Source organism: Nocardioides sp. (genome assembly GCF_035576065.1).
Classification (GTDB): Bacteria; Actinomycetota; Actinomycetes; order Propionibacteriales; family Nocardioidaceae; genus Nocardioides.
The window spans coordinates 155,376-177,101 of the sequence record NZ_DATLWX010000001.1; the positions used below are offsets into that span (position 1 = coordinate 155,376).

The following is a 21,726-nucleotide window of genomic DNA, read 5'->3' on the forward strand; positions in this document are numbered from 1 at the left end:
GCCGTGCTGTGACCCCAGGTCAGTGAACGGTCTCGAGCCGCTCCTCGGCCTCGGCGACCGTCAGTGGGCTGTCGTCGCTGTCGATCTTGCTCGGCCACCAGATCTTGCCGCCGAGATCCATGTTGATCGCGGTGACGAGCACCGAGCGGACGATCATCGTGTCGAGGATGACGCCCAGGGCGACGGCCACGCCGAGCTGTGCCAGGAAGACGACGGGGATGGTGCCCAGCACGAGGAAGGTCGCGGCGAGCACGAGACCGGCCGAGGTGATCACGCCCCCGGTCGAGGTCAGCGCGACCAGCGCCCCCTTCCTCGTGCCGTGGTGCATCGTCTCTTCGCGCACGCGCGTCATCAGGAAGATGTTGTAGTCGATGCCGAGGGCCACCAGGAACACGAAGGAGAACAGCGGGAAGCCTGGATCCGAGCCCTCGAAGCCGAAGACGTAGTCGAAGAGCAGCGCCGAGATGCCGAGGGCGGCGCCGAAGGACAGCACGACGGTCGCGATCAGGATCACCGGTGCCAGCACCGACCGCAGGAGGGCCATCAGGATCAGGAACACCACCAGCAGGATGATCGGGATGATCACCAGGTTGTCGCGGTTGGCGGCGTCCTTCGTGTCGAGGTAGAACGCAGAGTTGCCGCCGACGAGGGCATCCGCGCCGTCCACTGCATGCACCGCGTCGCGCACGCTCTCGACGGTCTCGAACGCCGCCGGCGACGCAGGATCGGACCCGATCGCCGCCTCGACGAAGGTGACGTCTCCCTGGGTGACGGCGGGCTTGGGCGGCTGGACGTTGTCGAGGCCGGTCAGGGCCTCGGTCACGGCGTCCTCGCTGCCGGCGTTGGCCACCACCATCACCGTGTTGGACTGGTCGATCAGGCCCGCGTCGACCAATGCCTTCTGGCCGGTGATCGACTGGAACTCCTTGGTGTAGGAGTCCTCCGTCGCCAGTCCGTTGGTGTCGAGACGGAGGAGTCCGAGGCACGCGATGGCGAGCAGGATCGAGGTGACGACCCAGACCTGACGCGGCCGCGGCACGATCCAGCGACCCACCTTGGCCCACATCCCGTTCTCGGTGGGCTCGGGCGACCGGAAGCCTGGGCGTCGGGGCCAGAAGATCCACCGGCCGGTGATGACGAGCAGCGCGGGGAGCAGCGTGATCATGACGAGGAACGTCACCGCGATGCCGATGGCCGCCACCGGACCCAGGCCGGCGGTCGAGTTCATCTCGGCGAAGAGCAGGCACAGCATCCCGAGCGCCACGGTCGCCGCACTGGCGAAGAGCGCCGGGGCGGCTCGGTGGAGGGCGAACGCCATCGCCTCGTGCCGGTCCTCGTGGCGGCGGAGCTCCTCGCGGTAGCGCGCGACGAGCAGCAGGGCGTAGTCGGTGCCGGCGCCGATCACCAGGATCGTCAAGATGGCATAGGACTGGCCGTTGACGGTGAGGTCGGCGTACTTCGCCAGGAAGTAGATGAGGGCCTGGGAGACGAACAGGGCCACGATCGCACTGAAGATCGGCAGGATCCACAAGATGGGGCTGCGGTAGGTGAACAGCAGGATGAGGATGACGATGCCGAGCGTGGCCGCGAGCAGCGTGGTGTCGATGCCGCCGAACGCCTCGGCCGAGTCAGCGGCTGACCCGCCCACGCCGGCGATGTAGACGTCGCCGCCGTCGAGGTCGGCGATGTCACGCAGCTCGTCGGCGATGCCGGGCATCTTGTTCCAGCCCTCCGAGCCGAGGTCGAAGGTCACCGTCGTCTGCGCGACCTCCCCGTTGTCGGAGATGGCGGGGAACCCCACCTGCTCAGCCAGGGCGGGGCTGATCACCGACGGCGGTCGCCCCTCCTTCGCCACCGCGACGCCCTCGATCCCGGCGAACTCCTTCGCGTGCTCCTCGATGGCCGCGAGATCCTCGTCGGTCAGGCCGCCGTCGCGCTCATAGACGATGGTGGTGGGGATGGCGTTGGGGTCCTGGAACGGCTCGAGCTTCTCGAAGGCTCGCGTGGACTCGGCGGACTGCGGCAGCCACGAGGACGCCTCGTTGTTCTGGACGTCGGCGAGCTTGGAGGCGAAGAAGGCGGATCCCACGCCCAGCAGCAGCCAGGTGACGAGGACGACCCATTTGGTGGCGCGCCCGGTCAGCGTGCCGGCGAGTTGACGGTTCATGGGCACAAGTGAAGCGGATCGCACCGACACCGCGCATCGGGATAACCCCTGAGGTCTAGTCAGGGTCGTCCCGGGTCAGGTGACGGGCAGGACGAGCGTGTCGATGCCCAGCCCGCCACGTCGCACCCACCACCTCATCGCGGCGGATAGGACATCGGCAGGGGCAGGCCGTGTTGCTCCAGGACGGCTCGCAACCGGTCGGGGTGGTTGGTGATCAGTCCGTCGACACCGAGCCCCAGCAGGGCTGCCATCGTCGGCGGGCCGTCGACGACGTACGGGATGACCGCGAGTCCTGCCGCGTGGGCCTCGTCGACGAGATCGGCGGTGACGAACGGGACGTAGGCCGGGTTGTCCACGCCGCTGCGGAACGGACTGCCGTGGATCGGGGACAGTGCGTCGAAGCCCTCGCCCGCCGCCGCCTCGACGAGGCCGAGGGCGAAGTCGTCGATGTCGAGGCCGCCCAGCCAGGGGGACCGTCCCTCCATCCCGGGCTGGAGGTACTTGTCGCTGGCCAGCACATTGAGCTGGAGTCCCGGCTCGACCCCACGCACCAGTCGGAGCACCTCCCAGTCGAAGCACTGCACGCTGGCGCGCTCGACGAGTCCGTCGATGCGGATCGCGTCGACGGCGACGGCCACGAAGTCGGCGCGGGTGGTCAGCTCGGCGGCCGACCCAGTGGCGAGCACGGCGTCGTACTTGATCTCGAGGTTGACCCGGACGTCGTGCGCCCCCCGGGAGTCGAGGAGCGCCGCGACGTCGCGCAGGAGCGGCATCGTCGGCGGCAGGTCGCTGCGGGTGAGCTGCCGGATGAGTCGCGCGTCGGCCAGCGCCGGGTCGTGGCTGACCACGACGTCGTCCTCGCTGGTCAGGTGCACGTCGAGCTCGAGCGTGGAGACGCCCAGCGTCAGGGCAGCCGCGAACGCCTCGAGGGTGTTCTCCGGGTGCAGCCCGGCGCCGCCGCGGTGCGCCTGGAGGTCGAACCTCACGCGTCCGTGGCGTAGAGGGCGGTCACGACGTCGGCGTACTTCTCGTTGACGACGCGGCGCTTGAGCTTGAGGGTCGGTGTGAGCTCGTCGGACTCGGCCGTCCACTCCTGCGAGAGCAGCTCCCACGACTTGACCTGCTCGGGGCGCGACAGGCGTGCGTTGGCCTTGTCCACGGCGTCCTGGGCCATCGCTCGGATCTCCGGCTTCTGCGAGAGGTCGGCCAGGTCGGCGAACTCGATGCCCATGGACGCAGCCACCGCCGGAGCCACCTCCCCGTCCAGGGTGAGGATGGCGACGACGTAGGCCTGGTTGTCGCCGATGGCCATCGCGTGGCCGACGATCGGTGACTCCTTGAGGTAGTTCTCGATGTTGGAGGGGGCGATGTTCTTGCCGGCGCTCGTGATGATGAGCTCCTTCTTGCGGTCGACGATCGCGAAGAAGCCGTCCTCGTCCAGGGTGCCGATGTCCCCGGTGTGGACCCACCCGTCGGCGTCGATGAGGTTGCGCGTGGCCTGCTCCTGGCGGTGGTATCCGGGGGTCACCACCGGGCCGCGGACCAGCACCTCGCTGTCCTCCCCGAGCTTGACCTCCATGCCCGGGGTGGCACGCCCGACGGTGCCGAGACGGAAGCCGCTCGGGCCGTTGGCGGTGACCGCTCCGCACGTCTCGGTCATGCCGTAGACGTCGAACACCTTGAGGCCGAGCCCGGCCATGAACTTGGCGACCTCGAGCGGCATCGGCGCGGCTGCCGAGCCGGCCCAGGTGACCTGGTCGAGTCCCAGGATGAGCTTGAGGAAGCCCAGAATTGCTTCGTCCGCCTGCTTGTATGCCGCCTCGATCTCGGGCGTCATCACGCCGCCGACCTCCTGGGCCTGCACCCAGGCGAGACCGGCGGCCATGGAGTCCTGGACCATCTTCACGTTGTCCGGGTTGGGGTCTGCGGCGAGCTTCGCCGAGATCCCGGTCTTGATCTTCTCCCACACCCGCGGGACGCCGAAGAACGCCGTCGGATGGATCTCCCCCAAGGTGGCGAGCAGCTCGGCCGGATCACCGATGCAGTAGGAGTGGCTGCCCACGACCTGCGGTCCGTAGAGGCTCAGGACGCGTTCGGCGATGTGGGCGAGCGGCAGGTAGGAGACCTGGCGCAGGCCGGGCTCGAGTCCGGCCGCCTCCAGGGTGGAGAGTGCTTCGTAGATGACGTTGTGGTGCGTCAGCACGACGCCCTTGGGACTGCCTGTCGTGCCGGACGTGTAGAGGATGGTGGCGGGTGCGTCGGGGTCGAGGGCCCGCTGCCGGTCGTCGAGCTCGCCCTGATGGGCGGCGCGGTAGTCCCTCCCGTCCGCGACGAACGTCTCCCAGTCGACGTACTCATCGCCCTCAGGTGTTGCCAGCGCATCGATCACGACGACCTTGGCCACCCCGTCCAGGGCCTGTGTCCAGCGCTGCAGGTGGTCATTGGTCTCCAGGATGACGACCTTGGGCTGCGACTCTCCTGCGATGAAGGCCACCTGGTCGGGGGAGAGGGTGTTGTAGATCGACATCGGCGTCGCGGCCGCGTGCACCGCACCCATGTCCGCGGCCAGGTGCTCGATGCGGTTGGAGGCCATGATCGCCACGGTGTCGCCGACCCCCACGCCGTTCTGCACCAGCGCGGCCGCGACGTCCAGGGCCAGCTCGCGGATCCCGCTCCAGGTCAGCGTGCGCCAACCGTCCTCGCCGACCTCCCCGTGCTTGTCGCTGTATGCCGACTGGTCCGCGAACTCCGCGGCCGTCTCGGCCAGGCAGTCGATCAGCGTCCGCCCGCCGACCAGCTCCTCGATCCGCGTGCGGTGGGCCAGGACGTCCTCGGTCATCTCGTGCTCCCTCGACGGTTCCAACATGATCGGCGTTCCGATCCTCGTGCACGAGGCGGTGCGGTGGCTAGGGGTGCTCTCGAGCCATCTCGTAGGCTCGCGGGCCAGGAGCAGCACCCCGGAACACGACGGAGACGACGACCTGACATGGTGGCGAGCCGATCAGCGCGCGAGCGGAAGGCTGGTGTCGAGGCGGGCGCGCTGGCGACGGTGACGATCGACCTCGACGAGCAGAAGCAGTTCGTCTACAAGATCGCCTGCACCCGTTGCCGGGCCAAGGGCCACCGCAAGTGGTCCGTCTATCGTCCCGGCGGCGACAACGGCTACATGGCGGCGATGGACCGGTGGATCTTCCACCTCGTCGAGAAGCACCCCGAGGCCGAGGCCCCGTGCCTCGCCTATGTCCCTGCGGCCCAGCAACGCCTCCACGAACGCCGGGAGCGACCGGCTGCGGACCCGTCGTCTCAGGCGGTCGAGCCGGCCGAGCCGCCCGCGACCTCGTAGTTCCACACCTCGCTGTGCGTCGAGACCGGGCGGGGCGCGTCGCCGCCGGCCCGCTCGACCGCTGAGCGGTGACCCTCGGCAAACCCGGGGGAGCTCACCCATGCCTGGAAGGACTCCTCGTCGCGCCACCGGGTGATCACGAGCCACTGCTCACGATCGTCGGTGGGACGCAGCAGCTCGAACCCCTCGAACCCCTCGGCGCCGTCCACCGCTCCGGCTCGGGCGGCGAAGCGGTGGGCCAGCTCGTCCCCGGACCCGGCAGGGACGGTGATGGCGTTGATCTTGATCGTCGTCATGGGCCCAGCCTGCCAGTCATCACCACGTGAGCTCGATCTCGCTCTCGTTCGGCACCACGTTCGCCTCGCGTGTCGCGTCGACCTCGCCCCCGAGGCCACGATCCGTTGGTGGCGACGAACTAACCTCGTGGCGTGGATGCCGAGGTGCTCGTCGTGGGGGCAGGACTCGCCGGTCTACGGTGCGCCCGGGTGCTGCACGAGGCGGGGCACGACGTCATCGTGCTCGAGGCGGCAGACGCCGTGGGCGGTCGCATCCGCACCGACCGGGTGGACGGATATCTGGTCGACCGGGGCTTTCAGCTGCTCAACCCGGCCTACCCTGCCGTCCGGCGCTGGATCGACGTCCAGGCGCTCGGGCTCCAGGGCTTCGGGGCGGGGGTTGCCGCCGTCGCCGAGACCGGCACCATCGTCCTGGGCCATCCGCTGCGTGCTCCTGGTCTGCTGCCGCAGACGGGGCGTACGGCGATGAGCCACCCACGCGAGGTCGCGAGCGTGCTCCGGTGGGCCGCCCCCCTGCTGCGCCCCCGAGCACGCACGTCGCTGTCCCACGTGCTGGCCCGGCGTGCGGACGTCGACCGCGCTGCCGCACTCGACCGGGCCGGACTGGACGGCCTGCTCCGGCGGGTGGTCGACCGGTTCCTCGCGGGCGTCCTCCTCGAGGACGACGGAAGCACGGCCGACCGCTACGCCCTGCTGCTGGCCTGGATGTTCGCTCGCGGCGTGCCGTCCCTGCCGGCAGCAGGAATGCAGGCCCTCCCCGAGCAGGTCGCCGCGCCACTGGGGGAGCGGATCCGGCTGGGGCAGCCCGTCGACCGGGTGGAGGCCACCTCGGTCGTCGCTGCCGGCCGCACCTGGACCGCTCGCCACGTGGTCGTCGCCACGGGGGGTTCCCAGGCCCGTGCCCTGACCGGGGTGGACGTCCCGGCCGGCAAGGGCGTGGTCACGGCCTGGTGGGCCGCACCCCACGCCCCGACCTCCGACCTGCTGCACGTGGACGCGCGCCGCCAGCCGCGGGGACCGCTGGTCAACGCTGCAGTCGTGTCGCGCGCCGCACCGACGTACGCCCCCACCGGCCGGCACCTGGTCCAGGGCTCGTCGCTGCACGTCCAGGGTCAGGCCACCGATGAGTCGGCGATGCGTCACCACGCGGGAGACCTCCTGGGGGTGGATCCGTCCGGCTGGGAGGTGGTCGCCGTGCACGAGATCCCCGACGCGCTGCCGGCCCAGCCGGGGCCGTACTCCGCTGAGCGACCCACCCGCATCGGCGAGCTCTTCGTCTGCGGGGATCACCGCGACACCGGATCGATCCAGGGTGCCCTCGTCAGTGGGCAGCGTGCTGCCACCGACGTGATGGCAGCACTGAGGTGACCGCCCTCGTCGCCTTCGCGCTCGCCTCAGCCCTCCATGCCGGCTTCCAGGCCACCGTCACCGTGCTGGTCTATCCGGTCCTGGGCGACCGTGGACCCGACGAATGGCGCCTCGCCCACGCCCGGCACTCCAGGGCGATCACCCCACTGGTGGTCGTCGTCTACGGCGCGATCGTGGTCTCGGGTGCGGTGCTCGTGCTCTCCGGTCCCGGGCTGCTCGGCTGGCTGGCCCTCGCAGCCGTGGCCGGGGCGCTCGGCATGACGGCGGCCGCAGCGGCCCCGACCCACGGACGCCTGACCGACCGCGACGATGCACTCGTCACCCGGCTGCTCGCCGCCGACCGGTGGCGGTGCGCCTTCGCCGTGGCCGGAGCGGTCCTGGCGCTGGCGGCTCTCGCCGCCGAGGGATGATGTCGCCGTGAGCCCCCGGGAGAACGGCGACCAGGTCGTGGTGGTCGGCGCCGGGATCTCGGGCGTGGCCTGCGCCCGTGAGCTGCGGGCCGCCGGGATGGGCGTGCGGGTGCTCGACCGCGGCCACCACCCGGGCGGCCGGATGGCGTCGAAGCAGTGGTCGGGTCGAGCGGTCGACCTCGGAGCGTCCTACCTGACCGCAGCGCATCCGGAGTTCCGCGCCGTGGTGGAGGACTGGCGAGAGCGCGGGCTGGCGCGGGAGTGGACCGACACCTTCGGTGCGCTCGAGGGAGGCACCTGGACCGCCAAGCAGGGCCCGATGCGCTGGGGTACGCCCGCCGGCATGCGGTCCCTCGTCGTCGACCTGGCCGCCGGGCTGGACGTCCAGCGGCACGAGGTCGTCGCGTTGGCGGAGTTGAAAGGGCTGTCTGCCGCCGCCGTAGTCCTGGCGATGCCTGATCCGCAGGCCATGCGGTTGATCGACCCGGACCACCCGATGGCGGCACACCTGGACCGTGAGTTCGAACCCGTCATCGCCCTGGCCGCGCGCTGGGGCGAGCGCGCCTGGGACGACGTCAGCGCCACCGGCCGCTTCGACGGGGGCTTCGTCAACACCGACCGTGTGCTGGGTTGGGTCGCCGACGACGGGCGGCGGCGCGGGGACGACGCGCCGGTGCTGGTCGCGCACTCCACACCCGACTTCGCCCGCCAGCACCTCGACGATCCCGAGGCGGCGGGGCCGGAGATGGTGCGGGCGTTGCGCGAGGTGATGGGCCTCTCGGAGCCGGTCGAGGTCCACGTGCACCGCTGGTCGTTGGCGCGACCCGTCGGTGAGCGCGAGGCGGCGTACGCGTTGGAGACGGGACCGCAGGGGCTGCTCGGCGTGTGCGGCGACGGTTGGGGACTGTCCCCGAAGGTGGAGACCGCGTGGCGGTCGGGCCGTGATCTCGGCCGTGCGCTGGCCGAGCGGCTCAGCTGACCAGCGACCTGGTCATGAAGACGCTGTACGGGTCCTCGGCGTACGACCCGAAAGGACCGCACGGGACGAAGCCCGCCCGGGCGTAGAGCGACCGGGCGGGGATGAAGAAGTCCATGCTGCCGGTCTCCAGCGACACCCGGCCGACGTCCCGGTGGCGTGCGTCGTCCAGCAGGTGGTCGAGCACGAAGGACGCCACGCCCCGGCCGCGGCGTGACGGGTCGGTGCGCATCGACTTGAGTTCCTCGTGGCCGTCCTCCACGACCGCGAGCGCTCCGGTGCCGACCAGATCGTCTCCGTCGAAGGCGACCCAGACCCGGATGTGGGAGGCGTCGAGGTCGGTCAGGTCGAGGGCGTGACGACTCTCGACGGGAGCTGTCGGCTCGGTCTCGTCGAGGTGAGCCTGCAGAAAGGCAGAGAGACGAGGGTCGGCGAAGTCGGCGCGATCGATCCTCAGCAGCATGGAGCCATGGTGACCGATCGGACCGGTACGGTCGACGCCATGGCCGACGAGCTCTCCCACCAGGACATCGTCCATCAGTCAGCCCTGCAGCTGTGGGCGGCCGCGCAGACGGACTTCGATCCGTTCGCCGTCCCGCCGGCGGACTGGGGCCCGAACATCGTCCCGGTCCGCGACGCCGACATCGCGGTCGACACCCACCTCGACCTCGACGCCGTCCGGGAGGCGCTGACCACCCTCGACGGGCATCGGCTGGTGGTCGGGCGAGACGCCGGCAACATGAGCGTCGAGCGGATCATCCCCGACGACCCGTCGTGATGCAGCGCCTGTTCGTCTACGGCTCGCTGGCCCCGGGCGCATCCAACGAGCACGTCCTGGCCGACGTGGACGGCCAGTGGGAGCCGGCGTCGGTCACGGGCGCGCTCGTCGACGAGGGCTCGGCGTTCGAGCAGGGCTACCCGGCCATCGTGCTGTCGATGGACGGCCCGGTGGTGGACGGGCTCCTCTTCAGCTCCGACGACCTCGCGGAACACTGGGCCCGTCTCGATGAGTTCGAGGGCGAGGACTACGAGCGCGTCACCGTGCGGGCCAGGCGCCAGGACGGACAGCCGGTGGCGGCCCACGTCTACGTGCACAAGGCCAACTAGAGCCCCAGCATCCGGCCGATGATCTCCTTCTGGATCTCGGTGGTCCCGCCGTAGATCGTCTGGATGCGTGAGTCGGTGTAGGCCTTGGAGATCGGATACTCCGACATGTAGCCGTAGCCCCCGTGCAGCTGGACCCCGGCGTCCACCGTCCGCTTCTGCAGCTCGGTGGTCCACCACTTCGCCATCGAGGCGAGCGAGGTGTCGACCGTCCCGGCGTTGAGGCGCAGCACGCAGTCGTTGACGAACACCCGCGCGATGTGGGCCTCGGTCGCCATCTCCGCGAGCACGAACCTGTTGTGCTGGAACTTCCCGATCGGCTTCCCGAACGCCTCACGCGACTTGGCGTAGTCGAGGCAGAGGTCGAGGACGTGCTCGACGGCGGCGACGGCGATGCAGGCGATCGAGATCCGCTCCTGCGGGAGGTTCTGCATCAGGGAGACGAAGCCGGACCCCTCCGGTCCGAGCAGGTTGTCCTTCGGCACGCGCACGTCGGTGAACGACAGCTCCGCGGTGTCCTGCGCGTGCAGCCCCATCTTGTCCAGGTTGCGCCCGCGCTCGAAGCCCGGCATCCCGCGCTCGACCACCAGCAGGGAGATCCCCTGGTGGCCCGCATCGGGGTCGGTACGCGCGACCACGACCACCAGGTCGGAGAGGATGCCGTTGCTGATGAAGGTCTTCGACCCGTTCAGCACGTAGTGGTCCCCGGCGTCGATCGCGGTGGTCCGGATGCCCTGCAGGTCCGACCCGGCACCGGGCTCGGTCATGGCGATGGCCGAGATCAGCTCCCCGGACACGAGCCCGGGCAGCCAGCGTTCCTTCTGCGACGGCGTCCCGAGCGACGAGATGTAGGGGACGATGATGTCGGTGTGGACCGCGAACCCGGGTCCGGAGGCGCCGGCTCGCGTCGCCTCCTCCGCCAGGACCATGTTGTAGCGGAAGTCCGTGATCCCGGCCCCGCCGTACTCCTCCTCCACGTCGAAGCAGAGGAGTCCGGCCCGGCCGGCCTCCATCCAGACCTCGCGCGACACGACGCCGTCGAGTTCCCACTGTGCGTGGTGGGGGACCACCGAGCGCTCGAAGAACGCCCGCGCCGTGGCGCGGAAGTCCTCGTGCTCCTGCTCGAGGATGGAGGGACGCTCAGGCATGGTGCTCCTTCTTGGTCGGGCCGGAGGCACTCTCCGCCGGGGTGAGGCGACGCCGTGGCGACGCGCCTAGGTTGGCCACATGACCCTCGTGAGCACAGCCGTCCGCGCCACCCACCTGGTGACGAACGCTGCGTGGTTCGGCGGGTCGCTGATGGGAGCAGTGGGGCTCAACCCGGCTGCCCGGCGACCCGACACGCAGCGGGAGCGGGTCGAGGTGTCCGGCACCGGGTGGGAGCGCTGGGGACCGGTGCAGGGCGCCTCGATCGGTCTGCACCTGCTGAGCGGGATGGCGATCCTCGCCGACAACAGCAACCGCGTGGTGGCGCACCGACCCACGACGGTCGCGGTCCTGGCCAAGACCGCGCTGACCGGCGCCGCCGTCGCGTCGACCGCGGCTGCCTATGTGTACGGCGAACGGCTCGGCAAGGCCTCCGGCGAGGACGGTCACCCGACTGATCCCGAGGCGGCGGACCGGGCGCGGCGCAAGCTGGCCTGGCTGCAGTGGACCACGCCGACGCTCACCGGTTCGCTGCTGGTGCTCGACGCCCAGCTCGGCGAGCAGCAGCGCGGCGCTGCCGGCCTGCTCGACCGACCCTGGTGACGAGCCGCGCAGCGGCGTAGGGCGGCTCCCGCAGCGCCAGCACGAACGGGTACTGCTCGGTCCCGGCGAGCTGGTTGGTCAACGGGTCGAACCGCTCGGTGGTGTCGTGCTCGGACCAGGTGATCTCGATGCGCCCGACGCGGACCCAGTCGCCTGCGCCCACGGCGATGTGGAGCGTGTACGCCGCAGGCGGCGACCCACCGCTGGGCTCGGCGTCCGGTGCGATCATGAAGGTGACGGGGCCTGTCGGCGTACGGACCGGAAGCAGCGACGTCTGGTGACCGAACCGGCCCGCAGCGCGCAGCAGCAGGAGGTAGCGGGACGGACCGTGGGTCCCGGTGCTGGCGAGGAGCACGTCGGCGACACCGCCGTCCGAGCCGCCGGTCGGCAACCGCAGCGCCATCCCCTCGATGTCGGGCCAGCCCTCCGGCAGCCCCATCGAGCGGGACCACCTCACGGTGCACGGGTGGGTGCCGGTGTGCGCCAACGCATCGATGCCGAGGCCCGGCACCGGGTCGGTCACGGTCAGGTCCGCCGTGCCCTGACGGCCGACCGGGTGCAGCGGCTTGTCGCGGCGCGCCAGTCCGGCAGCCAGCGCGGCGGCAGCCAGGGCGACCCCGGGCAGCGCGCCTGCGGCCAGCCCGGGCACTCGCGTCACGACACCCACTCCTTGACCTGCGCGATCGTCGCTGCGGGGTCGTCGCTCGCCGGGGTCAGGGACAGGTTGGTGACACCGGCCTCGCGGAACGCCTCGATCCGCTCGCGGACGTAGGAGGCGGGCCCGACGAGGTTGGCGGCTTCGAGCCAGTCGGTCGGGATCAGCGCCTCGGCCTCCTTCTTCTTCCCCGCGAGGTAGAGGTCCTGGATCTCGGCCGCCTCCGCCTCGTAGCCGTAGGCCGCGGCGACGTCGTTGTAGAAGTTCTTGCCCTTCGCGCCCATGCCGCCGACGTAGAGCGCGAAGATCGGCCGGGCGAAGTCCAGCAGTGCCTTGGTCTCGGGGCCTTCGCCGATCGCCACCATCCCGCCCGCGGTGACCTCCAGCGGCTTCAGGCTCAAGGACCGCTTGGCGGTGCCCGCCTCGAGCGCATCGCCCCAGACCAGGTGGGCCTTCTCGGGGTGGAACAGGTGCGGGATCCAGCCGTCGGCGATCTCGGCGGCCTGCTCGACCGACTTCGGACCCAGGCCGGCGATGTAGATGGGCACCTCATCGCGCTCGGGGTGGGTGAGGATCTTGAGCGCCTTGCCGAGGCCGGTGATGGCTCCGTCGTCCTTGGTCAGCGGGAGCTTGAAGATCGCGTCGCTCTCCAGCTTCTCGCGCTTGAGGCCGCGCCGGATGAGGTCGATCACCTCGGCCGTACGAGCCAGCGGCTTCGAGTAGGGCACCCCGTGGAAGCCCTCGATCACCTGGGGCCCGCTCGCGCCCAGCCCGAGGATCGCCCGCCCTCCGGAGACGTTGTCGAGGCCCGCGACGGTCTGCAACAACGCGCCGGGCGTGCGGGAGTAGATGTTGAGGATCGCGGCGCCGATCTCGATCGTCTCGGTCTTCGCCGCGAGATAGCCCATCAGCGTGGGGGAGTCGAAGCCGTAGGCCTCGGCCACCCAGACGGTGTCGAGGCCGGCCTTCTCGAGCTGGCTGACCTGGTCGGCGGCGTCGCGGGGGTTGCCGGCATACATCAAAGGCATCGAGAGCTTCATGCGATCAACTGTGACACCGACGCTGTCACCATCGCAAGGAGGGTGTCTCATGCGCGGTGAGCACGACGGCGGGGCGCGCGCGTCAGGCGCGCTGTCGAGATGCAGGGAGGATCTGACGGCGCGCCCGCGGGACAGATTCACGAGAGCGGTCGGTCAGTGGATCGCCGTCTAGGTAGGCGATGGGCCCCGGTTCGTGGAGATGGCGGCCCGTCCGAACAGGGGCCCTTCACCGGGACACATCACCGGACGGGCTCAACGGACACGCTCAGGGGCGCAGGCAACGCTGGCCTGCATCGTTCCCGTTGGAGGTTGGGCTTCCGCGACGTCCGGACGTGGCGCCGATGAGCGGTTACGGCAGCGCGCTACGGGCCGGGGAACGCCCGGAAGTCCTAGGTGTCCGCGTCCTGAGCCACGACATCCCAGGTGGCGAATGGGATCAGGCCAGCCGCGTCAGCCAGGGCGATCGAAGCGAGGTTGTCGAGCTGGCAGCGGTACTGCGGCTCGTATCCAGCCGCGAACGCTGCCGTGCTAATGGCACGCACCGTTTCGCGTGCCAGACCACGACCGCGGAACTGCGGCAAGGTGATGACCCCGAGGTCGGCAAGACTGGTCTGTCTCCAGGGATACATGCTGGCGGCGCATGCGAGTTCGTCGCCGGCGAAGGCGCCGAAGGCCAGCCAGTGGTCGAGCTCGACGTACGCCTCCTCGAGGTCATCTTCAGGCGCGGCAGCGGCGAAGGCGGCGAAGGCGCCCGCGTCCTCGTTCGTCAGACGCCGTACGTGCGCCGGCGTTCTCTCCATGCGCAGTTGAGCTTGGGCGTCGGCTGCGAAGTAGAAGATCTGATCAGCCCCATTCATCTCGACTGCTGCGCCATCCAGCAACGCTTTGAACTCGGCCGCCGCAAGCTCATCACGAGACCGCACGTGGAGCTCGGTGGCGGCAGCAGACGTCACTGACACCACGCCTCCAGATCCCGCCAGCTCCAGCACCATCACCCGCCGATCGGCCGTCAAGGTGTCATCCACATGGACCCGTAGCTGCCCGGGAGATCCTGGCACCTGGCTACGGTCAATCGATTCGAACCAGTGCTCATCCACGACGCTGGAGAACATCTCACCTCATCTGTCAGGAGCGCCCTCAGGCGCTGGGCCACGCCACCGTAGACGGCACCTAGTCCGACGTCGACCCGTTTATCGCGCTAGGGATCTATCGCGCCGAGGTGCAGGCCGCCCTGGTCACGGCGCTGGCGATCGAGGGGTGGCCCATTCTGTCCGTGGCCATACTGCAACCGGGGGGGGCACGGCATCGACGTGATCGCCGTCCGCGATGGCCAGACCGTCGACATCGTCCTCGACGTCCGCGATCGCCCCGGTCATTCGTAAGGCGGGGGTCATGGCTGTCGTTGAACGAGACGGGACGGTCCTCCCCGGAGCCCTGATCACCGTGACTTCTGCCTGATGCACCTCACGTCCCCCTCGCCCCCGTCTAGGACGACCGCTGATCGCACCGCGCCACCTGAGGAACGCGACTTTTCGGGGCATCCTGCAAGGCGATCCCCGCACGGTCACGCTCCGCGTGACGATCGGCCAGCGGTCGGTGGGACGCTCGTGGGATCAGTCTGGCGGTATGGCCAGCCCACGGAATGCGCTGGCAGCGACCTCAGGCCCGACTGTTGTGTGCATGAACAGCAGTCCGTCGAGGATTGCTAGTAGCCCCGCTGCCCGGTCGTGGACAGAACCGTCAGGCCGGTCGTCGACAAGATGGAGCGCTAACCAGTGGATCCAGGTCTGCGCCAAACCGGATGCAATGAATGCATATGGCTCGTTCCCGCGCACCGCTAGGCCCAAGGTCTCGGCGTACAAGCGCACCCACGGATCGGCACGGGGCTGCTGTAACGCTCCCCATGACACCGCTAAAAGTTCGCGTTCGGAAAGCATGCTGTCGCCAACGGCCGGAGCGACTGTGTCGAGTAGTTGCTCAGTCGCACGACCGAGCACCGCCGTTACCAGGTCTGTCTTGTTGGGGTAGTAGTACACGACGGTCCGGTCCGCTATGCCGAGATGCCGCCCGGTGGCGCGGAAGGTCAGCTTCCCCAATCCGGAGTCGCTGGCCACCTGGACCGCCGCCCGAAGGACGTCCTCCCGGTCGTGTCTATACCCCATAGCAGGTGACTGTAGTGGGTGCTACATTGTAGTTATGACTACATATTTGGGACGGCGAGTGACCACACTGGTTGCGGCAGTCGTGGCCGGGTACGGCCTGTCCATGGTCTTGGCGGCCCCACTCACCGGCGGACTGTTTGAGGCGCTGGGGTTTGGAATGCGCCAAGCCGGCATCACCGAGGGTGCAGGTCGCGACTACGTGCTGTTCCTCTACGGCGTGTTGGGCGCCGTCATCGTGGGATGGATGGTTCTGATCGTCGCTGTCCTCAACGGAGCGTTCTTGGCGAGAGGCAGTTCTGGATCGGGGTTCTGTGTGGCGCTCTCGCTCGGGGCGTGGTTCGTAGTCGACACCGGCTTCTCCATCGTCGTTGCCCAGTGGCAGCACGCTCTATTCAACGTGGCCTTCCTTGTTGCGCTCGGGCTGCCATTGCTGGTGTGCCTGCGCCACGACCGAGGAGTTGCCACGCGGGCCCCCGTCGACTCCCATTAACGGAACGTCTATGACGACGCCGAAGCTGGCTGATCCGTCCATACCGCCCGTCCCGCAGGGGATCGGCATACGGTTGGAGCATGAACCGCGACCCCCTCGATGACTTGCCGTTCGAATCGCGGCAGTGGGTGGTTGCCGAGGTGCGCAGCGTCATAGATGTAGACGAGGCGACAGCCGAAGACCTCGTCCGGTCGACTGAGCCCTTCTGGGAAGCGATGGAAAGGGCTGGCGGCCTCGTCGACTCCTGGGGTGGCGGCGAGTTCTGCACCCTTCTGCCACGGTTGCTTGCGTTCATCCGCGCCGAGGTCTAGCCAGACTCAGTTGTCTGGCAGCGAGGCGCAGATGGCTCGTCTGTCTGGCAGCGAGGCGCAGATGGCTCGTCGACCATGTTCGAGTCCACGACGCACGATCGCCGCAAGCGGATCGGCTCGCGGAGCTCGCCAGTGCAGGATCCGGTACTGGGCACGTTCCACCGCTTGTCGACGTACGTTTACACGCTCCCTGTCGGACGTCGCGATCCGTGAAGTCGTTTGTCAGACGTAGTCGCGTGCCCGGGTCAGGTCGGTCACGAGGTGCGGGTTGCCGTCCGCGGCGATCCGGCGTGCTAGCTCGCGTGCGCGATCTTCTGAGCCCTCGGGAGACTCGCCCGCGAGCCAATCGAGTTCCGGCTGGGTTATACCAACCAGCTGGACGAAGTCCACGGTCCATGGACCGTCTCGATGCCCGGCACCTCGGTGTCCTGGACGAAGAGGTAGCTCGTCAGCCGTGTTGTGCTGGTGTCGCGCAAGGGTGCGCCTTGGCCGCTGATGAACTGGTGCGGCTCGAACCAGCGCTTCGTCGTGTAGGTGTGTCGCCCAAGCCTGCTGAGGGAACCGATGGCCCACCGGCATTCGGCGGGGTCCGTCGCAGCGATCTTCATCGTCATCTCGTAGCCCCAGCCGCTGAACTCCCCGCCGAATGCCTCCTCGTCGACGTACAGGGTCGACATTCCGTAAGTGACCAAGTGCTGGTAGCCGTTCGGGCTAGGGAACAGGCTGTAGCCGTCGATGTACTCGTTCCCCCCGAACATGGCACGCGCGGCGAGGTCTGCGCCGAAGTGGGAAGGCGTGACGCCCGGGTACAGCCTCTTGAACGCCTCGTCTATCTCGGCCCAGCCCGGCGCCCAGTCGTCCTCCGCCTGAGCGCGAGCCAGGTACTCGTTTCTGGTCATCACGTCCCGAGCATCTCAGCCCGGGCGGTGAGTGCCCGTCAATCCGGGGTTCTCAGCGCAGCGCGTCCGTCACTCCGCGCGGTATGTGTCATTGGAATCGTGGTGCGTTCCTGGGACGGGATCGTCACGCGGAGCGTGACCGTGCGGGGATCGGCTCGCGGAGCTTGCCAGTGCAGGATCGGTAAGCGGCCAGCGTGCACGGACCGCGGCAGCACCGGGCGACCTTCCATACACTCAGCGGGATGCACCCCTTGCAGGAGTCGTGGGACCGCTCAACCCGCCATCTGACCACCGCGAGAGACCTCCTGGATCTCGACGAATCCACACTCCGCGACGTCAACGAGTACCTCGATCACAATGAGCTGGGGCTGGCGCTCGAGGTAATTGTCGATGCGTGTGAGCAGCTTGGGGATGCAGTGGCGCTCGCCGCTTGGTCGTCATTGCGGGCGGCAGTGCAGGAGATGCAAATCGGGCCTGACGACGAAGCACACGGCTCTGCCGCCCGCGAGGTCTTGCGTCACTAGACCCGCAGCTCCTGACGCCGACAAGCGCACGACGGCAGTGCACTCATCTCGGTCGATCAGGATCGTCACGCGGAGCGTGACCAGTACGGGATCCCGCGCGGGGCGCAGCCGCAGGGCAAGATGTTCACGTGCGAGGACATGTGCGGCTGGACCATGTGGTGATCGCTGTTACCGAATGGGAACGCTCGATTGCCTTCTATCGCGACGTGCTCGGCGCGCGGGTGGTTGACCATCCCGACGGTCGGGTTGCCTTCCGTTTCGGAGACCAGCAGTTGAACGTTCACGGCCCGGGTCTCGACATCGGCCCCTTGGTCGCTGACCCACCAGTGGTCCCTGGGGGCAGTGATCTGTGTCTGGTGTGGCCCGGGAGCGTCGAGGACCTGTCGCAGCACCTCACCGAGCATGGTGTCGCCGTCGAAGCGGGTCCGGTGCAGCGTCACGGAGGTGGCGGTGCTGGAGTCAGCATGTATTTCAGAGACCCGGATGGGTCCCTGCTTGAGTTTGTCGTTTACCCGAGCCCCCCGAGTGGATCGGTTGCGGGCTGACCAGCGGCGGGACGAGCTCGGATGGCGGAACATGAGGGCGTTCCGAAATGCGACGAGAAGCAGTGTGGGAGCATCGCTGGCCGTGGACGTCTGGGAGCACGAAGGACGCAACTTCGAGGTCGTGATGGCCTCGGATGTCATCAACGACGGGATGGGTCTCGAATTGACGGACCTCGGCTCATCCGAGAGTGGTCCAGCCCTACAGGCGTTCTGGCACGACGACGGCAGCGGGTTCGACTTCATCTTCCATCACGCGGGCACTATGCCGTTCGCTGTCGTCGAGCGCTTCGTGACCGCAGCCAGGAAGCTCCTCCCGCCTACTCACGAGTCCTGACCGCCGGACCAACGACATGCGGCGACTCCGCGGTCCTGACGGCGCGGCGCATGTCGATCGCCGCGAGCCGATAGGCGTGTGGTGACTACTCACAGGGCTGCTGGGGATTGAGATGTCGGCGTAGTTCCATCGAGTCGTGGAGGACCCGACCGACGACCAGTACTTCGCCCTCGCGTCGGCAGACAAGGAAGTGTCGCGGACGGTGGACCTTTCCACCGGGTGAGTGAGCGCGGCTCTGCGCCAGATGCCAAGAGAACACCCCGTCACCCAGTTCAGGGCGCACCGTCCGCCCAACCTCGTCGTTGCGCGTGGCCGCGTCCCGGATGGCGGCGGCGATCAGTGCCTCGTAGCGCTTGCGTGCCTCCTCGCCGAACCGGTCGTGCGACCACGCGAGGATCGAGACGATGTCGGCCTGGGCGGCATGGGTGAGGCGATACCTCGCCATCAGCTCGCTGGCTGAGTCTTGGCCGCGCGTACGCCAAGTTGCCCGACGAAGTCATCAAGGGACTCGTCCTCGACTTCATCGAAACGTCCCGAGGCGAGATCAGACCAGCCCTGCTCGGCGGCCTGGCGCAGTACGGCAACCTTGGCCGCCTCCTCGGCTTGCTCGCGCTCCAAGAGCCGAAGGCCTTCGCGCAGCACCTCACTGGCGTTCTGGTAGCGCCCAGACTTCACTAGCGACTCCACGAGTTCGTGCTGGTGCTGACTCAGGACAACGTTTCTCGTCGCCATGGAAACCACCTCCGTTGGCAGTATATGCCATGACCTGGGCCCGTTCGATCGGTGGCGCGAGCGCCTGGAGTGTCACGAGACGTGCGTCCCTTGGCGGGCACGAAACGCCGGACGTCGGGGCTCAGACGGGCAGCCGTGGACCGAAGGTCACGTCCACACCGGGCGAGAACATCACGTGGTCGGGTGGGCGGGCGGCCAGGTCGCCGAACCCGTGCACGCCCAGCAGCTCGTCGTCGAGCTCCTCCAGGACCGCATGCTGCAGCGGCCAGGTGGGGTGGGCGTTGGGCCAGTAGCGGGTGCGACCACGCCGGTCCGCCAGGTGCAGGCCCCACCGAGCGGTGAGGAACAGCTCCAGGGGGCCCGCTTCGAACGCGTCCCCGACGCTCACCGAGATCCGCGACCTGGTGCCCCGCGGCCCGGGCCAGCGGCGCCGGCAGGTGTAGCTGACGCGCGCCCCGTCGCGCGTGCGGTCCATGCGCGACCAGAGGTACGGCAGCTGCGGCCCCTGGCGAGCCGCGATCACGGGCGCCAGCCGGGACGCGTCGAGGCTGAGGAAGACCACGCCCCGGCGTCCTTGGTCGTCGACGGAGTAGAGCCGCACGTTGGTCTCGTGGAACGACCCCACGTAGGGCAGGCCCGGGCTTCCCCGGAAGCCGATGCCCTCCATCCAGAAGGGGATGAGCCCGACGTACGTCTTGCCCCCGAACGTGTCGGGCCGCGTCCCCGCCGGGAGGTAGGGCTGCACACGGTCGGGATCGACCGCCCAGTGCAGGAAGGTGAGCTCCTCCCAGCGCTGGGTGAAGACGGTCGTGGCGAAGGTGCGCGGCGCGAGCGGCGTGATCGCCTCAGGCTCCATGGTCAGCCTTCCCGTGCCACGACTCCCACAGAGCGGCATATGACCCACCGGCGGCGACGAGCTCGTCGTGCGACCCGAACTCGGAGATCACGCCGTCCTCCACGACAGCCACCCTGTCCGCGTCGTGGGCGGAGAACAGCCGGTGTGCGATCGCGATGACCGTCCGACCTTCGAGTACGGCGGCCAGGGACCGCTCCAGGTGGCGCGCTGCCCGCGGGTCGATCAGCGAGGTGGCCTCGTCCAGCACCAGCGTGTGCGGGTCGGCGAGGACGAGTCGGGCCAGCGCGATCTGCTGGGCCTGGGCCGCGGTCACGGCACGTCCACCTGAGCCGACCAAGGTGTCGAGGCCGGCAGGCAGGGCCGCGACCCACTCGGTGGCGTCGACAGCGTCCACTGCTTCGTGGACCTCGTTGTCCGTGGCGGAGGGGCGAGCGAGGATCAGGTTCTCGCGGAGCGTCCCGACGAAGACGTGGTGCTCCTGGGTGACGAGCGCGACGTGACCGCGGAGGTCACCCAGTGGCAGCTCGACCAGACCCACGTCGCCGACGGTGACGGACCCGGTCCTCGGCGGGTGGATCCCGGCCAGCAGGCGCCCGAGGGTCGACTTCCCGGCGCCGGAGGGGCCGACCATGGCGATGCGCTCCCCGACGCCCACGTCGAGGTCAACGCCGTGCAGCACGTCGCGTCCCTCCACGTAGGAGAAGCGCACCTCCTCGGCGTCGAGCTTCTCCGAGGACGGCGTGCGGCCGGTGACCGAACGGTCGTCCGGCACCTGGGCGACGCCCAGCAGCCGGGACAGCGACGCCGCACCGAGCTGGAGCTCATCGAGGATGGAGACGATCCGGTCGACGGGGTCGATCAGCATCTGTACGTACAACGTGGCTGTGGTCACCTCGGCCAGCGTCACCTCGCCGCGGGTGTAGAGCCAGCCGCCGAAGAGCAGCGTGCCGACGACAGGGAGCAGGTAGCTCATCTCCATGCTCGGGAAGAAGACGGTGCGCAGGTGCAGGGTGTAGCGCTCGGCCTTGAAGGAGGCCGCACAGTCGTCGTCGCTGAGGCGCACCCGCTGAGGTCCGAGGCCGAGTGCCTCGACGGTGCGGGCGCCCTCGACAGTCTCGGACAGGGTCGTGTTGATTTGGGAGTAGGACGCGGTCTCCGCCAGGTAGCCGTCCTTGGCACGGGCGAGGTACCACCGCAGCCCGATGGTGAGCGGCGGCAGGGCGAGCAGGCACGGCAGTGCCACCCACCAGCCGACACTGAGAGCGGCGGCAAACGTGAGCGTCGCCGACAGGACCGCGATCGTCCACTCGGGCAGCGCCCACCGCACCGAATAGCCGAGCTGGTCGATGTCGCTTCCCGTGCGGGTCAACAGGTCGCCCGAGCCGGCCGCCTCGACCGTGCCGATCGGCAGTGCGAGGGTGTTGGAGACGAAGTCTTCCCGCAGCTCGGCCAGCACCAGCTCGCCCATCACCTGCGAGCGGTAGCGGGCGTAGCGCGTCAGTACGGACTGCAGCACCAGGAAGAACGCCAGCCACAGGACGATCGAGTCGACGCGAGCGCTCGTGGTGCCCTCCTCGACAGACTGGACGAGGTCGCCGAGCAGTCGTGGCGCAGCCAGCCCGGCGAGGGCCGCCGCGATGTGCAGAGCCAGTGCCGTCCACAAGAGCCGTGGGTGGCGGTGGGCGACCTGACCGACGTAGCGGCGCACGGCCTTGCCGTCGGCGATGGGGAGACGGGTCGTGACGCTCATCCGCGTACTCGCTTC

Annotated in this window: 28 protein-coding genes; 12 read left to right on the forward strand and 16 right to left on the reverse strand. The window is 69.0% G+C overall.

Annotation, left to right across the window (positions count from 1 at the left end):
• Nucleotides 1-19: 19 nt before the first annotated feature.
• The 3 genes from VNJ48_RS00775 to VNJ48_RS00785 form a co-directional block, all read right to left on the reverse strand.
• Complete coding sequence (locus tag VNJ48_RS00775; RefSeq protein ID WP_325598111.1) at nucleotides 20-2,167, reverse strand: MMPL family transporter; 2,148 nt, start codon at nucleotides 2,165-2,167, stop codon at nucleotides 20-22.
• A gap of 134 nt (nucleotides 2,168-2,301) precedes the next feature.
• Nucleotides 2,302-3,153: a glycerophosphodiester phosphodiesterase gene (locus VNJ48_RS00780; RefSeq protein WP_325598113.1), complete on the reverse strand. Its 852-nt coding sequence runs from the start codon at nucleotides 3,151-3,153 to the stop codon at nucleotides 2,302-2,304.
• Nucleotides 3,150-5,006 (reverse strand): AMP-dependent synthetase/ligase, encoded by a 1,857-nt coding sequence (locus VNJ48_RS00785; protein WP_325598115.1) that lies wholly within the window; start codon nucleotides 5,004-5,006, stop codon nucleotides 3,150-3,152. The genes VNJ48_RS00780 and VNJ48_RS00785 overlap by 4 nt, the downstream gene beginning before the upstream one ends.
• A 147-nt stretch (nucleotides 5,007-5,153) precedes the next feature.
• Here VNJ48_RS00785 and VNJ48_RS00790 point away from each other — a divergent pair, with 147 nt between their 5' ends.
• Nucleotides 5,154-5,510, forward strand: coding sequence for a hypothetical protein (locus VNJ48_RS00790; protein WP_325598117.1), 357 nt, complete (start codon nucleotides 5,154-5,156; stop codon nucleotides 5,508-5,510).
• Here the strand turns inward: VNJ48_RS00790 and VNJ48_RS00795 are convergent.
• Entirely contained in the window at nucleotides 5,471-5,806 is a 336-nt protein-coding gene (locus VNJ48_RS00795) for an antibiotic biosynthesis monooxygenase (RefSeq protein ID WP_325598119.1), read from the reverse strand. The two genes, VNJ48_RS00790 and VNJ48_RS00795, sit on opposite strands and share 40 nt — an antisense overlap.
• A gap of 132 nt (nucleotides 5,807-5,938) precedes the next feature.
• Here VNJ48_RS00795 and VNJ48_RS00800 point away from each other — a divergent pair, with 132 nt between their 5' ends.
• From VNJ48_RS00800 to VNJ48_RS00810, 3 genes are read left to right on the forward strand one after another with little or no spacing between them, the layout of a single operon-like run.
• Nucleotides 5,939-7,174, forward strand: a complete 1,236-nt coding sequence (locus VNJ48_RS00800) for an NAD(P)/FAD-dependent oxidoreductase (RefSeq protein WP_325598121.1) — start codon at nucleotides 5,939-5,941, stop codon at nucleotides 7,172-7,174.
• Complete coding sequence (locus tag VNJ48_RS00805) at nucleotides 7,171-7,584, forward strand: hypothetical protein (protein WP_325598123.1); 414 nt, start codon at nucleotides 7,171-7,173, stop codon at nucleotides 7,582-7,584. Before VNJ48_RS00800 ends, VNJ48_RS00805 begins: the two co-directional genes overlap by 4 nt.
• Nucleotides 7,585-7,591: 7 nt before the next feature.
• Nucleotides 7,592-8,563 (forward strand): NAD(P)/FAD-dependent oxidoreductase, encoded by a 972-nt coding sequence (locus tag VNJ48_RS00810; RefSeq protein WP_325598125.1) that lies wholly within the window; start codon nucleotides 7,592-7,594, stop codon nucleotides 8,561-8,563.
• Here VNJ48_RS00810 and VNJ48_RS00815 read toward each other — a convergent pair.
• The gene (locus tag VNJ48_RS00815) at nucleotides 8,556-9,023 is read right to left on the reverse strand and encodes a GNAT family N-acetyltransferase (protein WP_325598127.1); all 468 of its coding nucleotides are present in this window, start codon (nucleotides 9,021-9,023) and stop codon (nucleotides 8,556-8,558) included. The two genes, VNJ48_RS00810 and VNJ48_RS00815, sit on opposite strands and share 8 nt — an antisense overlap.
• A 6-nt stretch (nucleotides 9,024-9,029) precedes the next feature.
• Between VNJ48_RS00815 and VNJ48_RS00820 the strand changes: the two genes are divergently transcribed.
• Both VNJ48_RS00820 and VNJ48_RS00825 read left to right on the forward strand, forming a co-directional pair.
• Complete coding sequence (locus VNJ48_RS00820; RefSeq protein ID WP_325598129.1) at nucleotides 9,030-9,338, forward strand: hypothetical protein; 309 nt, start codon at nucleotides 9,030-9,032, stop codon at nucleotides 9,336-9,338.
• On the forward strand, nucleotides 9,338-9,667 hold the full coding sequence (locus tag VNJ48_RS00825; RefSeq protein ID WP_325598370.1) for a gamma-glutamylcyclotransferase family protein: 330 nt from the start codon (nucleotides 9,338-9,340) through the stop codon (nucleotides 9,665-9,667). The genes VNJ48_RS00820 and VNJ48_RS00825 overlap by 1 nt, the downstream gene beginning before the upstream one ends.
• Here the strand turns inward: VNJ48_RS00825 and VNJ48_RS00830 are convergent.
• A complete protein-coding gene (locus tag VNJ48_RS00830) occupies nucleotides 9,664-10,812 on the reverse strand; it encodes an acyl-CoA dehydrogenase family protein (protein WP_325598131.1) in 1,149 nt (382 codons plus the stop codon). The two genes, VNJ48_RS00825 and VNJ48_RS00830, sit on opposite strands and share 4 nt — an antisense overlap.
• 79 nt (nucleotides 10,813-10,891) lie before the next feature.
• Between VNJ48_RS00830 and VNJ48_RS00835 the strand changes: the two genes are divergently transcribed.
• Nucleotides 10,892-11,413 (forward strand): hypothetical protein, encoded by a 522-nt coding sequence (locus VNJ48_RS00835; protein ID WP_325598133.1) that lies wholly within the window; start codon nucleotides 10,892-10,894, stop codon nucleotides 11,411-11,413.
• Here VNJ48_RS00835 and VNJ48_RS00840 read toward each other — a convergent pair.
• From VNJ48_RS00840 to VNJ48_RS00855, 4 genes are all read right to left on the reverse strand, one after another.
• Entirely contained in the window at nucleotides 11,331-12,071 is a 741-nt protein-coding gene (locus tag VNJ48_RS00840; protein WP_325598135.1) for a hypothetical protein, read from the reverse strand. The two genes, VNJ48_RS00835 and VNJ48_RS00840, sit on opposite strands and share 83 nt — an antisense overlap.
• A complete protein-coding gene (locus VNJ48_RS00845; RefSeq protein ID WP_325598137.1) occupies nucleotides 12,068-13,108 on the reverse strand; it encodes an LLM class F420-dependent oxidoreductase in 1,041 nt (346 codons plus the stop codon). The genes VNJ48_RS00840 and VNJ48_RS00845 overlap by 4 nt, the downstream gene beginning before the upstream one ends.
• Nucleotides 13,109-13,497: 389 nt before the next feature.
• Nucleotides 13,498-14,220 carry a GNAT family N-acetyltransferase gene (locus tag VNJ48_RS00850; RefSeq protein ID WP_325598139.1) on the reverse strand — a complete coding sequence of 241 codons (723 nt, stop codon included), beginning with the start codon at nucleotides 14,218-14,220 and terminating at the stop codon, nucleotides 13,498-13,500.
• Between the two features lie 501 nt (nucleotides 14,221-14,721).
• A complete protein-coding gene (locus tag VNJ48_RS00855) occupies nucleotides 14,722-15,270 on the reverse strand; it encodes a TetR/AcrR family transcriptional regulator (protein WP_325598141.1) in 549 nt (182 codons plus the stop codon).
• A 58-nt stretch (nucleotides 15,271-15,328) separates the two neighbouring features.
• Between VNJ48_RS00855 and VNJ48_RS00860 the strand changes: the two genes are divergently transcribed.
• Together VNJ48_RS00860 and VNJ48_RS00865 are read left to right on the forward strand one after the other, a co-directional pair.
• Nucleotides 15,329-15,760, forward strand: a complete 432-nt coding sequence (locus VNJ48_RS00860; protein ID WP_325598143.1) for a hypothetical protein — start codon at nucleotides 15,329-15,331, stop codon at nucleotides 15,758-15,760.
• A gap of 80 nt (nucleotides 15,761-15,840) precedes the next feature.
• Nucleotides 15,841-16,071: a hypothetical protein gene (locus VNJ48_RS00865; protein ID WP_325598145.1), complete on the forward strand. Its 231-nt coding sequence runs from the start codon at nucleotides 15,841-15,843 to the stop codon at nucleotides 16,069-16,071.
• Nucleotides 16,072-16,293: 222 nt separating this feature from the next.
• Here VNJ48_RS00865 and VNJ48_RS00870 read toward each other — a convergent pair whose 3' ends face one another.
• Nucleotides 16,294-16,461: a hypothetical protein gene (locus tag VNJ48_RS00870; protein WP_325598147.1), complete on the reverse strand. Its 168-nt coding sequence runs from the start codon at nucleotides 16,459-16,461 to the stop codon at nucleotides 16,294-16,296.
• Entirely contained in the window at nucleotides 16,434-16,970 is a 537-nt protein-coding gene (locus VNJ48_RS00875; RefSeq protein WP_325598149.1) for a suppressor of fused domain protein, read from the reverse strand. The genes VNJ48_RS00870 and VNJ48_RS00875 overlap by 28 nt, the downstream gene beginning before the upstream one ends.
• Nucleotides 16,971-17,212: 242 nt before the next feature.
• Between VNJ48_RS00875 and VNJ48_RS00880 the strand changes: the two genes are divergently transcribed.
• The 3 genes from VNJ48_RS00880 (at nucleotide 17,213) to VNJ48_RS00890 (ending at nucleotide 18,373) form a co-directional block, all read left to right on the forward strand.
• The gene (locus VNJ48_RS00880; RefSeq protein WP_325598151.1) at nucleotides 17,213-17,494 is read left to right on the forward strand and encodes a MafI family immunity protein; all 282 of its coding nucleotides are present in this window, start codon (nucleotides 17,213-17,215) and stop codon (nucleotides 17,492-17,494) included.
• A gap of 158 nt (nucleotides 17,495-17,652) precedes the next feature.
• Nucleotides 17,653-18,039 (forward strand): VOC family protein, encoded by a 387-nt coding sequence (locus VNJ48_RS22610; protein WP_414689898.1) that lies wholly within the window; start codon nucleotides 17,653-17,655, stop codon nucleotides 18,037-18,039.
• Between the two features lie 64 nt (nucleotides 18,040-18,103).
• The gene (locus VNJ48_RS00890; protein WP_325598154.1) at nucleotides 18,104-18,373 is read left to right on the forward strand and encodes a hypothetical protein; all 270 of its coding nucleotides are present in this window, start codon (nucleotides 18,104-18,106) and stop codon (nucleotides 18,371-18,373) included.
• 85 nt (nucleotides 18,374-18,458) lie between these two features.
• On the opposite strand, the gene VNJ48_RS00895 is transcribed toward VNJ48_RS00890, so the two are convergent.
• From VNJ48_RS00895 to VNJ48_RS00910, 4 genes are all read right to left on the reverse strand, one after another.
• A complete protein-coding gene (locus VNJ48_RS00895; RefSeq protein ID WP_325598156.1) occupies nucleotides 18,459-18,818 on the reverse strand; it encodes a type II toxin-antitoxin system RelE/ParE family toxin in 360 nt (119 codons plus the stop codon).
• On the reverse strand, nucleotides 18,818-19,105 hold the full coding sequence (locus VNJ48_RS00900) for a type II toxin-antitoxin system ParD family antitoxin (protein ID WP_325598158.1): 288 nt from the start codon (nucleotides 19,103-19,105) through the stop codon (nucleotides 18,818-18,820). Before VNJ48_RS00900 ends, VNJ48_RS00895 begins: the two co-directional genes overlap by 1 nt.
• Nucleotides 19,106-19,226: 121 nt before the next feature.
• Nucleotides 19,227-19,961: a DUF2071 domain-containing protein gene (locus tag VNJ48_RS00905; RefSeq protein ID WP_325598160.1), complete on the reverse strand. Its 735-nt coding sequence runs from the start codon at nucleotides 19,959-19,961 to the stop codon at nucleotides 19,227-19,229.
• Complete coding sequence (locus VNJ48_RS00910) at nucleotides 19,951-21,711, reverse strand: ABC transporter ATP-binding protein (protein WP_325598162.1); 1,761 nt, start codon at nucleotides 21,709-21,711, stop codon at nucleotides 19,951-19,953. Before VNJ48_RS00910 ends, VNJ48_RS00905 begins: the two co-directional genes overlap by 11 nt.
• Nucleotides 21,712-21,726 lie beyond the last annotated feature (15 nt).